The organism is Pseudoalteromonas sp. HL-AS1 (genome assembly GCF_031198785.1).
Lineage (GTDB): Bacteria > Pseudomonadota > Gammaproteobacteria > Enterobacterales > Alteromonadaceae > Pseudoalteromonas > Pseudoalteromonas distincta.
This window is the reverse complement of the sequence record NZ_CP133569.1, coordinates 882,764-895,943: the sequence shown is the minus strand read 5'-3', so window position 1 is coordinate 895,943 and position 13,180 is coordinate 882,764. Positions and strand designations below refer to the sequence as shown.

Annotated in this window: 10 protein-coding genes; 2 read left to right on the top strand and 8 right to left on the bottom strand. The window is 39.3% G+C overall.

Translation table 11 applies throughout. The features are described 5' to 3' along the window. Positions 1 to 1,235: 1,235 nt before the first annotated feature. From RB214_RS04200 to argC, 6 genes are all read right to left on the bottom strand, one after another. The gene (locus RB214_RS04200; protein WP_101164309.1) at positions 1,236 to 1,430 is read right to left on the bottom strand and encodes a hypothetical protein; all 195 of its coding nucleotides are present in this window, start codon (positions 1,428 to 1,430) and stop codon (positions 1,236 to 1,238) included. A gap of 258 nt (positions 1,431 to 1,688) precedes the next feature. Next, positions 1,689 to 3,554, bottom strand: coding sequence for an argininosuccinate lyase (gene argH / locus RB214_RS04195; protein WP_149602222.1), 1,866 nt, complete (start codon positions 3,552 to 3,554; stop codon positions 1,689 to 1,691). Between the two features lie 51 nt (positions 3,555 to 3,605). Then, entirely contained in the window at positions 3,606 to 4,808 is a 1,203-nt protein-coding gene (locus RB214_RS04190; protein ID WP_007377844.1) for an argininosuccinate synthase, read from the bottom strand. Continuing rightward, the gene (locus RB214_RS04185; RefSeq protein ID WP_002958764.1) at positions 4,805 to 5,737 is read right to left on the bottom strand and encodes an ornithine carbamoyltransferase; all 933 of its coding nucleotides are present in this window, start codon (positions 5,735 to 5,737) and stop codon (positions 4,805 to 4,807) included. Before RB214_RS04185 ends, RB214_RS04190 begins: the two co-directional genes overlap by 4 nt. 7 nt (positions 5,738 to 5,744) lie before the next feature. Beyond that, complete coding sequence (gene argB, locus RB214_RS04180) at positions 5,745 to 6,512, bottom strand: acetylglutamate kinase (RefSeq protein WP_165744981.1); 768 nt, start codon at positions 6,510 to 6,512, stop codon at positions 5,745 to 5,747. Continuing rightward, entirely contained in the window at positions 6,513 to 7,523 is a 1,011-nt protein-coding gene (gene argC / locus RB214_RS04175; RefSeq protein WP_024596072.1) for an N-acetyl-gamma-glutamyl-phosphate reductase, read from the bottom strand. It abuts the gene before it with no gap. 224 nt (positions 7,524 to 7,747) lie between these two features. On the opposite strand from argC, the gene argE reads away from it, so the two are divergent. Further along, positions 7,748 to 8,896 carry an acetylornithine deacetylase gene (argE, locus tag RB214_RS04170; RefSeq protein ID WP_309168436.1) on the top strand — a complete coding sequence of 383 codons (1,149 nt, stop codon included), beginning with the start codon at positions 7,748 to 7,750 and terminating at the stop codon, positions 8,894 to 8,896. 130 nt (positions 8,897 to 9,026) lie between these two features. Next, positions 9,027 to 10,400, top strand: a complete 1,374-nt coding sequence (locus RB214_RS04165; RefSeq protein WP_024598303.1) for an IS4 family transposase — start codon at positions 9,027 to 9,029, stop codon at positions 10,398 to 10,400. Between the two features lie 45 nt (positions 10,401 to 10,445). Here RB214_RS04165 and RB214_RS04160 read toward each other — a convergent pair whose 3' ends face one another. After that, the gene (locus RB214_RS04160) at positions 10,446 to 11,378 is read right to left on the bottom strand and encodes a hypothetical protein (RefSeq protein ID WP_165744835.1); all 933 of its coding nucleotides are present in this window, start codon (positions 11,376 to 11,378) and stop codon (positions 10,446 to 10,448) included. Positions 11,379 to 11,453: 75 nt separating this feature from the next. After that, entirely contained in the window at positions 11,454 to 12,839 is a 1,386-nt protein-coding gene (gene radA / locus RB214_RS04155) for a DNA repair protein RadA (protein WP_076923598.1), read from the bottom strand. Positions 12,840 to 13,180 lie beyond the last annotated feature (341 nt).

Sequence of the window (13,180 nt, the reverse complement as noted above, 5' to 3'; positions counted from 1 at the left end):
GGGTCCATAAAAATACTTGATGTATAAGATATCATCATAATGAAAGCTAATTGAGCACAGCCTTTATCGTGCTTGTTAATACTTGCGGATAAGTTATATAAGAAAGTGAGCACAAAAAAACATGTAGTAAAAATGGTAATATAGTCATATAAACCAGCAAGTACCCTAAGCAAATCAAGCACTGGGCGGCCTTGTAGATTTTATAATTATAAGAGGACTAAATTTTATTGAGCTTAAAAAATTTTTATTAAGCATCAGCGAGAGCATCATTAAAATATCTATTAAACTCCCTCCAATAGAATAAAAACTCCAATACCACCACTCATCTAAATGATAAAGGATATATAAATCGTAATACATTATTGATGCTAGGAGGCTGTTAGTAGCTAATCCAATTAAAATAAAATAGGCACTTGAGCAATTTTTAATTAGACTCAACTTCATAAAAACAATTATTACTGTGATGGTTAGAAAGTCATATAGAATCCAACCCAAATATGGATTGCTCAATATTATAAAGTATCCACTCAAAAGATATGAACACAGCATAATGATTGATGTAATGAGAGGGGATTTATTTTTAATATTGATACTAGATACTAAGCAATACAAAAAGGTCATTAAAAAACCCCATTCTGTAAAAGCACTTACATAGTCCATTAGGGCTTCAGTAACGTACATAAAACTAGGTTACTTTATGTGTATCGTTTGATTTGAAGTAGCTGAGGATTTTGTTTTTTAACTTATTAAGACCGAGAAAGTCTCTATCTACAATAAGTGCAACAATCATTATTACGTCTATAATATTAACTGAAACTGCGTAAATGTCCCATAATAACCACCGTTCTTTGTTTTGATGTACATATAAATCAAAATACATCAAAAGAAAAAAAGTTAAATTTATTGATAGTCCTACGATCAAGTATATGAATGAAACGGAGGTTTTTTTCTTACTGGCTAGGCTTACAGAAAGAATTAGAATAGTTAGAACATCATATATTGCCCAATCCAAATATACTGTGGTTTTTATCGACAGCCATGTAAAGAAGTAATCTGATAGTGTATAAGAAACCATCATTACAAACGAACTGAACAATAGGTTTGTATCTCTTTTCACATTTAGGGAGTAAACAAAGACATTGAAAAAAAATGCCATTAAAAACCCCCACATTGTAAATGCAGAAAGCGAAAAAAAGCCAAAAAACTCAGTTAAAAACATTTATAACCTTAATTAATCACTTAGGTTTTATAGGTATCATACCACCACCGCGCTGTAATTCTGCACCAGCTGCAGCAATAGCTTCTTGAGAAAAGCTCACTGTATCAGATTGCAGGGTTTTAGGGCTAGCAGTTTGTTCCATTGCAGGCTTTAATTGTTGTGTTTTGTTGTATGCTTGCATTTGTAATTGGCTATTAGCTGAAACTTGCATGTGATTGATCCTTGTAAAATTTTTAATTATATTTGGTGCAACTTTTAACCACATTATTATGTAGATAAATGCATTACCTGTTTTAAGCAGTGATAGCTATTTTGCTACCTATCTTATACACTGCAAACAATGCGCCAACTTTTTTTGACGCATTAAAATTCACTCAAAAATATAATCAAACTAAACAACTCCGACCAGTTTACTGCGAATATAAAAAAACGCACAGGGATAACCGTACGTTTTTTGTATCCAGGGAGTTTAAGCTACGTATTTACACGGGATCTCCGCACGTGTACTTAGCTTCAAAATATATTCCATTGCTACTTCGTCACAATTTTCTTTACGAAGGCAAAGTTCACAATCTTTCATTACTTTTTCAGGCAAAGAGTCTTTGCTACAAAAAGTAAAACGTTGTTGCTCAAAAAAATCGGGGACACGTGTTAATACAATAACTCGGTTAAGTGCCAATTTTTTGGCTTTAGCAAGTAGGTGCTCTACAAGCTGCCTACCTTGCCCCGTCACTTTACTTTTTGGGTCTATACCCAATGAGCGTATTTCAGCAAGGCCGGTATCGTAAATGTATAACGAAGCACAGCCCGACACTTTTCCATTTATTTCAGTAACTGCAAACTCGTTAATAGAGTGCACCATATCGCTTTTTGCACGAGGTAGGTTTTCGCCTACCGTTGCCCAATGCTGTATAAGTGTTGCAATTGCCTCTACATCATCTAAATTTGCATCACGTACCGTTATTTGCTGTTTTTTTTTGGCTTCTTTAACAGCATTAGTTACTTGCTCAATAGATGTACCACCAAGCGCTTGACGCGCTTTTATACACGCATCAATTTCAAGTACTGGGTAAACATCGTCTTCAAAAACAGTGTTTACTGATTTGTACTGCTCAAGTGATAGCTCCTCAAGCGTTTTACCTTCGCTAATCGCAAGCTGTACAAGTACACCCACAATGTGATGCCCCTCTCTGAATGGCACACCTTTAGCAACTAAGTAATCAGCAAGTTCGGTGGCATTAGCGTGGCCGCCTTTTGCCGCTGCTAACGTTTTATCACCATTTACTTTTACGCCTTTAATACACGCTTGCGCCATATGAATACATGCAAGCCATGTTGGCATAGCGTCAAACAGGCCTTCTTTGTCTTCTTGCATATCTTTATTGTATGCAAGTGGCAGCGCCTTTAATGTCATCATCATAGCGCTAAATGCACCAAATACACGTCCGGTTTTACCGCGAATAAGCTCGAGTGCATCAGGATTTTTTTTCTGAGGCATGAGCGATGAGCCTGACGTGACGTTATCAGCAAGCTCTATAAATCCGGCTTCACCTGAATTATAAAAAATCAGATCTTCAGACATACGAGATAAGTGAATCATCGAAATAGACGCACAACTTAAAAGATCTAACACGAAGTCACGATCAGATACGCCATCAAGGCTATTTTTTGTAGCCGCTGTAAAACCTAATCCGTGGGCTAATGCTTGGCGATCAATCGGATAAGCTGTACCTGCTAATGCACCACTGCCTAATGGGCAAAAATTCATGCGCGCTTTAGCATCTTGCAGGCGGCTTTCATCGCGCTCTAGCATTTCTACATACGCCATACACCAGTGGCTAAACAATACTGGTTGTGCGCGCTGTAAATGCGTGTAACCTGGTAATATTGTGCCAAGCTCTCGCTCTGCAAGCGCTACAAACTCGCCTTTTAGCTGTGCAATGGCATCTAATAAATGATCGGCTGTATCACGGCACCATAATCTAAAATCGGTGGCGACTTGGTCATTACGGCTTCGGCCTGTATGTAATTTTTTAGCTAAATCACCTACTTTTTCAATTAGAGCAGCTTCAACATGTGAATGAATATCTTCTGCACCTGAAGTAGCAACTGATTGTGGATCAGCTTTAACTTCTTCAAGTAGCTCATTTAATGCAGCAACTAATTTTGTATGCTCATCACTTGAAAGTACATTTACCTGTTCAAGTGCACCAGCCCATGCCACAGAGCCAATAATATCTTGCTCTGCTAACTGGTAGTCAAAGGGAAGAGAGTCGTTAAATTGCTTAAACGCCTCATCTGGACCCGTAGAAAAACGTCCGCCCCATAATGCCATGAAATCTCTCCAAACCCTGTAGTGCCCCTTTTATAAGGGGCTATAAATAATTTACTTTTTAGCCAATGCTGAAATTCTGCTTGAAAGCGAGAATAAACGAATAAAGCCTTCAGCGTGTGACTGGTCATATACATCATCTTCGCCAAATGTAGCAAATGCTTCGCTGTATAAGCTATTTGGTGATTGCTTTTGAACCGCAGTTACTTGACCTTTATATAGCTTAAGTACCACTTCACCTGTTGCCACTTTAGAAAGTGCTTCTGCACCGGCTAAAATAGAATCTTTAAGTGGTGTAAACCAACGTCCGTCATACACTAAATGTGAAAATTCACCACCTAGTACTTCTTTCCACTTACGGCTTGCTTTATCAAGCACTAGCTCGTCAATGGCTTGAAGCGCAGCCATAATTACTGTGCCACCTGGTGTTTCATAACAACCGCGTGACTTCATGCCAACTAAACGGTTTTCTACAATATCAACACGTCCAACGCCATGAGGCGATGCAATATCGTTTAATTTAACTAAACAGTCATATGGTTTAAGTTCTTCGCCATTTACAGCAACCACTTCGCCTTCAACAACTTTTAAAGTTACTAGTTCTGATTTATCTGGCGCTTGCTCTGGAGAGTTAGTCCAAGTCCATACTTGCTCAGTTGGTTGGCACCATGGATCTTCAAGCTCACCACCTTCGTGCGAAATATGCCAAGCGTTAGCATCACGGCTATAAATTTTTGTAGCAGATGCTGAACACGGAATGTCACGCTCTGCTAAGTAATCAAGTAATGATTCTCGACTTGATAAATCCCACTCACGCCATGGCGCAATTACTTTTAAATCTGGAGCAAGGGCTGCAAAACATGATTCAAAACGAACTTGGTCATTACCTTTACCAGTACAACCATGAGAAAGTGCATCAGCACCTACTTTACGTGCAATTTCAACTTGTGCTTTAGCAATAATAGGACGCGCCATAGACGTACCTAGTAAATAAGTACCTTCGTAAATCGAGCCCGTTTTAAGTGTTGGATAAATGTAATCACTTACCATTTCATCTTTTAAATCAACTACGTAACATTCTGAAGCACCTGAAGCGATTGCTTTAGCTTCTACGCCTTCAAGTTCTTCTGCGCCTTGACCTACATCCGCTACAAACGCAACAACTTCACAACCGTAGTTTTCTTTTAACCATGGCACGATAGCCGATGTATCAAGACCACCTGAATAGGCTAAAACGACTTTTTTAATTGAACTCATAGGTGTTCCTTAACAAAATTTGGATTTAGTAATGTAACTAGCAAAGCATTTTGCGCGTGCATGCGATTCTCTGCTTGTTGAATAATTTTCGATGCTGGACCATCCATTACCTCAGAGGTAATTTCAAATTCACGGTGTGCCGGTTGGCAATGTAATACCGTAGTTGCACCTGTTTGATCTAGCAATGCCTGATTTAATTGATAAGGCATATATTTTTCTTTAACTTGCTCAAGTGGTGTTGTATCACCCATTGATACCCATGTATCTGCATATACAACGTTTGCACCCACAGCCGCTTCAACACGGTCACTTACCATCACTGATGCGCCATTCATTGCCGCTATTTGCTCTGCCTTTTTAAGAATTTGCGAATCAGGCGAGCTGCCTTTTGGCGTTACAGCAACAAAATCAGTGCCAAGCGTTGCCGCTAAAAGCATTAATGAATGAGTTACATTGTTGCCCTCACCTAAGTAAGCCACTTTAAGCTCGCTCACATCGCCGTGAACTTCTTGAAGCGTTAAAAAATCAGCAAGAGCTTGGCATGGGTGGTATAAGTCACACAAACTATTTACTACCGGTACTGATGCGTATTCACCTAATGTAGTTAATGTGCTGTGCTGATTTACGCGTGCAACAATACCATCAGCCCAAGTAGAAATATTAAGTGCGAAATCTTTAATTGATTCACGTGCACCCATAGCGCCATTTTGCTGATCTAAATAAACTGCATGGCCACCAAGACGGTTAATACCTATATCAAACGATAAGCGAGTACGTAAACTTTGTTTTTCAAACAATGTTACGATTGATTTTCCCGCTAATACATTGCTGTATTTTTCTGGTTTTGCTTTTATATCTTGCGCTAACTTTAATAAATTAAGTGCGCCTTCTTGGTCTAACTCTAAACCCGTTAAAAAATTCTCAAACATAATAAACCTATGGTGTAATCTTAGTTCCGACATGCTCGCCTTGTAGCAGAGCAGTTAAATTTTCTGGCTTTTGCCAGCTGGAAATATACACACCGCGTCGTAAATGTTGGGCAGCGTGAAGGCTGGTCTTAACTTTGACCTCCATCCCGCCCACAATTACTCCATTTGTAATTAAAGTATCAATGTGTTTTGTGTCAAGTTGATGTAACGGCTGTTTATTTTCGTCAAGCACTGCTTCAACATCCGTCATAAAAATAAGCTCAGCATTTAAGTTACTAGCAATAGCCCCTGCTGCTTCATCTGCATTTACGTTGTACCAAAGCCCTTGCTCATCAAAGCCTATAGAGCTAACAATGGGTAGGCGACCGATTTTAAGTAAATCATTAACAATAGAATCGTCGTTGCTTTTACATTTACCCACTAAGCAAAGCGCTTTTAGCTTTTGAGTGGCAGTAACACCTGCCTCAAAAAGACTTAAGCCGACAGGCTTGTGCCCAGCACTAATAGCTTGAGTCATTAATTGTTTATTAGCGCAACCTGCGAGTGCTCCGACTATATAAGGCATTTGCTCTGCTGGGCTAATACGTAATCCTTGGTGTTTAGCACTGGCAAAACCCGCTTGTTTTAACCATGTATCAACTAAAGCGCCACCGCCATGTACAATCACAAACTCATCATTTGTTTGCTCATTTAATACATCAAACAACGCTTTTGCTGCATTTTCTGTATTAAGTACTGCACCACCTAGTTTAATTACCCACGTTTTTTTACTCATTTAAAACGCTCCTTTTAAACCAGTGGTATGATCTAAATTCATAGAAATATTAATACACTGCAAAGCTTGTCCAGCAGCGCCTTTTAATAAGTTATCAATAGCAGACATCACAATTAACTGCGTTCCTTGTTGCTGCCAGCCAATATCAACAAATGGCTGCTTAGCTACACCTTTAATTGAAGGTACTTTATCGCCTAATAAGCGAATTAATGGCTCGCTCGAAAGTACTTGATAAGCCGATGCAACGTTTTCCTTGGTAACGCCTGGCTTAAGCTGTACATAAATAGTTTCTAAAATACCGCGCGGAAAATTACCTAGATGCGGTGTAAACAACACTTTGTGGCCAAGGTGTTGTTCAATTTCAGGGCCGTGGCGATGGTTAAACAAACCATAAGGTGCAAGCGACACTTCACAAAAATGTGTTCCTACACTGGCTTTACGCCCTGCGCCTGTAACGCCCGAAACCGCATTAATAATAATACTTTCGCTGCTCAATAAGCCTGCTTGCTTAAGCGGTTTTAGCGCATTAAGCGCTGCTGTTGGGTAACAGCCTGCAACAGCAATTAGCTTTGCATTAGCGATAGCATCATGGTTCCACTCAGCTAGACCGTAAGCCGCTTCATTTAAAAGCTCTGGATGTTGATGCTCAAAACCATAGTAAGTAACGTAGTCGTCATTGCTTGCTAAACGATAGCCACCAGATAAATCAAATACCTTTTTACCCATAGCTAAAAATTGCGGCGCTAAATCAACACTTACTTTGTGATCGGTACATAAGCATACGTAATCAGCATCACTTTGAATGTCATCAAAAGCTGATACGCTAAGAGGAAGTAAAGGGCAGTCTAGTAAACCAAGGTGCTCTGGGTATAAATCACTTAGCAATTTATTTTTATCTAAGCTACCCTCAGATACATAACAGCCTGTTAAAGTTAAGTTTGGATGCTTAGCAACTAAACTTGCTAACTCTGCGCCGCTGTATCCGCTTGCGCCAATAATCACTACATTCATTTGTTACTCGTTATCTTAAAATTAATTACTACTTATCTATAATGTTCGCTTAAACTAGCTTAGACGCTAATTAAGTCTTTTTTATTAATGAATTTTGATTATCGTCGCATTATTTTCATGGCGTTACTTTTAATATATTTATGCTTAAAAAGTGAATTGATATTCATCATAAATACTTTTATATTGTTATGCAATTAAATTGAATAATAATTTTGGATTTTTTTATGCCTTTGCCTTCGTTTATTTCCATGTACCAACAATTGATTGCAGCCCCTTCTATTAGTGCTATTGAAGACAACCTGTGTATGAGCAATAAAAACGTAATCGAACTCCTAGCCAGTTGGTGCGAAACAATCGGTTTTACGTGTGAAATTATAGAATTAGAAGGAGGTAAAGGGCGCTATAATTTATTAGCAAAACGCGGAGAAGGTGATGGCGGATTAATGCTAGCTGGTCATACCGACACAGTGCCTTTTGATGACAGTCGTTGGAATCATGATCCATTTAAACTTACCGAACTCGATAACAAATTGTATGGGCTAGGAAGTATTGATATGAAAGGCTTTTTTGCTTTTGTATTACAAGCGATTAGTGAACTTGATGAAAAGCAGCAAACTCAGCCTATTTTAATCCTTGCCACCGCCGACGAAGAAACAACGATGGCTGGTGCACAACAAATATGTAAGCACCCGAATTTAAAACCTGCGCGTTGTATAATAGGCGAACCTACTGATATGACGCCAGTATTTATGCACAAAGGCCATATGAGTACAGCAATAAGAGTAGTTGGTCGCTCTGGCCATAGCTCCGATCCCGAACGTGGTCTTAACGCCATTGAAGTAATGCATAAAGTGATTACAAAATTGATGATCTTAAAAGAACATTTAAAGCATAAGTATTCAATAAACCACTTCGAAATCCCTTATCCAACATTAAACTTAGGTAATATTCATGGCGGCGATAACGCGAATAGAATTTGTGGTTGCTGTGAAATGCATATAGATATGCGCCCATTACCAGGTTTAAGTGTACAAGAACTACAAGCATTAGTATTCGATGCAACGAAAGAGATAAATCAGCAATACCCAAATGCGGTGAGCGTTATTGATTTACATGAACCAATACCGGCATTTAGTGGTAGCACCGACAGTGCTTTAGTAAAAATGGCTGAAAAAATAGCGGGGAAAAAAGCGGTCGCAGTAAATTACTGCACTGAAGCGCCGTTTATCCAGCAACTCGGTTGTGAAACGATTGTAATGGGCCCAGGCTCAATTAACCAAGCACACCAGCCTGATGAATTTTTAGCGATGGAAAAAATAAAACCATCACAACAAATAATCACTGATCTTATAAAAGCAAATTGCTTTAGCTAATAAGATTACAATAAAGGCGCCAATTGGCTGTCTCTTATACACAAATCCCTGCTAAGAAATTAGCGGGGATTTTTTTGAACTAAATCTCAATGTCATGATCAGATCTTCAAATCTTGTTTGAGGGCACATTATGATTAACGAACATACTCATTGGGCAAAACAACAATTCGGTAAATCGGACTTAGGTGATCCAAGAAGAACAGCGCGTCTGGTAAAGTTAGCATCAACGCTTGCAAATGAACCAGGAAAACCACTTGTGAACATCACTCAATCCCCCGCCGATATGGAAGGTGCCTACCGCTTTATTCGCAACGAGAATATTGACGCAACGGCTATAGCAGAGTCAGGCTTTAAAGCCACGGTTGAACAAGCAAAAAGTCATAACTTATTGCTCGCATTAGAAGACACGACCACACTAATTTATAAGCATTCCTCCATTCGAGATGATTTGGGTCATGTCGGACGAGGAGCAAAACAACGAGGCTTGTTAGCTCATAGCGTATTACTGTTTGCGCCAGACACAAAGCAAGTTGTGGGATTAATTGAACAGTCTCGCTGGAGTCGTGATATCAACACGATTGGAAAAAGAGAAAAACACGCGACGACTTCTTACGAAGAAAAAGAAAGTTACAAGTGGGAGTCAGCGTCACGAGCGATGGCAGAGCGGCTGCAAGGACAAATGGCGAACGTGATATCGGTGTGTGACCGCGAAGCGGACATCTACGAATACTTGCAGTATAAACTGACCGAGCAGCAACGATTCGTCGTACGCTCGATGCAAAGTCGTCATATTGAAGAAGGTGAGGATAAGCTCTATGCGTTTGCAAGCGAGCTGATGAGTGCAGGCACCAAACACATCCACATTGCACAAAAAGGAGGAAGAAAAGCCCGAAGCGCAACACTGGATATCACCTATGCGCCAGTGACACTCAAAGCGCCTTACAATAAGAAAGGACACTCCCTCCCAGTTTACTATGTCGGCTGTACAGAGCGAGGAAACGCTAAGAATGGCTTAAGCTGGCACCTATTAACCAGTGAACCAGTCACCAGCAAAGAAGACGCCTTAGCTATCATCACCTACTATGAGCACCGTTGGCTTGTAGAGGAATACCATAAAGTCTGGAAAAGTGATGGTACGGATATCGAAAGTTTACGCCTTCAAAGCCAAGATAACATGGAAAGATTGGTGACGATTAATGGCTTTATTGCGACGCGAATATTGCAACTAAAGTTCACCAATGAGCAGCCTGATTCTCCAAGTTGTGAACAACTGTTATCTCCCAAAGCATGGAAGTTATTGTGGTTAAAGAGAATAAAAACACCATTGCCTGAAACTGCTCCAAATATGTCATGGGCGTATCAGGAACTGGCAAAGTTAGGAGGCTGGAAAGATACCAAGCGCACAGGGCGTGCATCTGTGAAAGTGTTATGGAAAGGATGGCTTAAGTTACAAGCCATCCTGGAAGGCTACGATTTAGCAAAATCTCTTGAGTCAGACTTGTGATCAAGAGACAGCCAATTGGCGCCTTTATTAATACAGAACTAAGGCCTAATTACCTTTAACTTCTAAGTTAATAAACTTAACTAGTTCTTCAGGTTGCCCTACTAGCATCATAACTTGTTGGTTAATTTCCATCATAGTTTTACCTTCAGGTAGCTTTGCAGACACACTGAATGAATTTAAACCTTTCGCAAAGCTGGTTAAAGCCTCTGCAATATCTTCAGTTACAGGAGCTTGTTGTAACTGTTGCTCTAGCGTCATTTCCATTTGCTCAAGCGTCATACCTTGCTTTTCAAGCTCGCTTGAGAGTAAATCTTTTAATTTACCCTGGTTATTTAAGGCAAAGCTAACATTACGCGGCTCTAATTTACTCATTGCTTGCATAACAAGTGTTTGCTGCTGTAATTCTTGCTCATACGTCAGCGGTTGGTCACCGGCTTCTTGCTGCGCCTTGCTAATAGCTAATGAAGCATCCATTAACGCTTTTGAATTAGCTAAACCCATATCCATATTAAAACTAACAATGTCTTTTGCATCAAGCTTAACTACTACATCACTATTGCCAGACTCTTCATCGTAATCAAGTGATGAATGTAAATCGTAACTTGCCGACGCTAACATTTCGTTTGTATCAGCTGGTAATTTTAATACGAAGCTTTTATCAAACTGAAAGCTTTTTACATCAAATGATGTATGTGGTGATATTTTATCCGGCTCGTAACCAGTTATTTCAATGCTTTGAATATTAGCAACATTGTCACCTTCAGGGCTTATTACTTCCATGTTTGTTATTTCTACACTCTTTGAGATAACACTTGCCGATAAACCAGCGTATTTAAATGTAGCGCCAGTTTGCTCGCTTACTAAAGCAAGTTGCTTATCTACTTCTGCACGCACTTCTTGAGTTGCTACGTAGTTTGCGTAACTAACACCACCCACGCCTGCGGCCACAAGAGCTGCAACTATAACTAATTTTTTCATGTCATTTCCTTATTTAATTCTTTCTATAAAGTGTCTCAACTTAAGAGTAACACTGAAGAACATCACCGATAAGTGTTAATTAATCAAACTAAGTAACTCATGTACGGTTTTTACAGGGGTAATTTTAGCGCCTAGCCCTTCCATCGATTTATGGTAATTGCGAAATGGAATATATATTTCTGTAAAACCATGTTGTGCAGCCTCTTTAACACGCGGTACACCACTGTCTATTGGGCGTACATCGCCGTTTAAGCTAAGTTCTCCCATAATACACGTGGTACGAGGTACAACAAATTCGTTTAAACTGCTAAGTAACGCGGTTACTAATGCTAAATCGATGCAGGTTTCTGTCTCATCAATTCTTAAACCACCCACAATATTAAAAAACGTATCGTGAAATATTTTAGTTTTAGTATGCTTACGTAATATACCGGTCAGCATTTTTATACGATTCATATTTAAACCAACACAAACACGCTGCGGAAATTCAGCTTCTGTTTCGGTAGTTAAACATTGAATCTCAAGCAATAAATTACGATTCCCTTTACGAATACAGGTAATAGTAGAGCCAGGTGAGTCGGTGGTTGAACCCGATAAAAATATTTCACTTGGATTATCAACGCTTAACATCCCACGTTCACACATTTTAAAAATGCCAACAGTATCAATATCACCAAAGCGGTTTTTATTTGCCCTAAGTGTTCGTATTTGCCCATCGTTGGTATCTATGTGTAAAAGCGCATCAACAATATGTACAAGTGTTTGAGGGCCTGCTATTTCGTTATTTTTATTTACGTGAGCAATAATGAACATAGTTACATCATTTTGCTTACAGTACTGAGTTAATGCTTGGGCGGCGCTTTTTACTTGCGAAGGCGAACCTGGGCTACCATTTGCCGTATCGGTTACAACAGCTTGAATAGAGTCAATAACAGCAAACTTAATTTTATTTTTTTCGAGCTCTTCGATGATGGTTTCAACGCTCGTTTCTGAAAGTAAATAAAGCTCGTCCGGGTTATAGTTTAACTTTAAACGATTTACCCTGTTTTTAAACTGCGATAAAGATTCTTCTGCCGTACAGTAAAGTGACGGCATCCGCTGTGACATTCTCGCCACTAAGTCAGATAGCAAAGTTGTCTTACCCGCCCCCGGATCGCCCGAAATTATATTAACAGAGCCAGTAGTCACCCCGCCGCTTAGTACGCGATCAAGCTCGCCGATTTCAGTTAGCTGCTTTTCAGCCTCTGATGTAGCAATATCATTGATTTTTTTAGAACCACCACCAACACCACCAGCATAACCACCAACGTTTGATCGTATTGATGCTTTTTTACTATGCCCTGCTGAAGGCTTAAATTCCGCTAATGTGTTCCACGCACCGCAGCGACATTGACCCTGCCAACGTTGATAGTTCATGCCACATTCGGTACAAACAAATTCTACTTTTGCCGCTTTAGCCATTGATAACTTTACCTACTATTCTTTAAATTAAAAAAATTCTTACTATTAGGCGCTTATTTTGCCATTTCAGGCATTTACTTAGCAACAAACTCTTGCCTGCTTAAAAATCTGGCGTCACAATCAATAAATACACATGGTGTTTCTTTTTAGCTATAATTTAGGGCATACTTTTTGCTTTGTAATAGTTTAAAGTAACTTGCCAATAAAATGGCAAATAACACATACATAACAAGAGCTAAACAGTAGTAACTCAAATAATTGTACCTATATTAATAACATAGCGCGATTTAACGTTTATTGAACTTCTAATAAATGGACTTAACAGTATACCTACTTTTTCA

Bases quoted from the DNA above. Each gene is read 5' to 3' on its own strand.
- RB214_RS04200 (WP_101164309.1), bottom strand. From the start codon at position 1,430: ATGCAAGTTTCAGCTAATAGCCAATTACAAATGCAAGCATACAACAAA.
- argH (WP_149602222.1), bottom strand. From the start codon at position 3,554: ATGGCATTATGGGGCGGACGTTTTTCTACGGGTCCAGATGAGGCGTTT.
- RB214_RS04190 (WP_007377844.1), bottom strand. From the start codon at position 4,808: ATGAGTTCAATTAAAAAAGTCGTTTTAGCCTATTCAGGTGGTCTTGAT.
- RB214_RS04185 (WP_002958764.1), bottom strand. From the start codon at position 5,737: ATGTTTGAGAATTTTTTAACGGGTTTAGAGTTAGACCAAGAAGGCGCA.
- argB (WP_165744981.1), bottom strand. From the start codon at position 6,512: ATGAGTAAAAAAACGTGGGTAATTAAACTAGGTGGTGCAGTACTTAAT.
- argC (WP_024596072.1), bottom strand. From the start codon at position 7,523: ATGAATGTAGTGATTATTGGCGCAAGCGGATACAGCGGCGCAGAGTTA.
- argE (WP_309168436.1), top strand. From the start codon at position 7,748: ATGCCTTTGCCTTCGTTTATTTCCATGTACCAACAATTGATTGCAGCC.
- RB214_RS04165 (WP_024598303.1), top strand. From the start codon at position 9,027: ATGATTAACGAACATACTCATTGGGCAAAACAACAATTCGGTAAATCG.
- RB214_RS04160 (WP_165744835.1), bottom strand. From the start codon at position 11,378: ATGAAAAAATTAGTTATAGTTGCAGCTCTTGTGGCCGCAGGCGTGGGT.
- radA (WP_076923598.1), bottom strand. From the start codon at position 12,839: ATGGCTAAAGCGGCAAAAGTAGAATTTGTTTGTACCGAATGTGGCATG.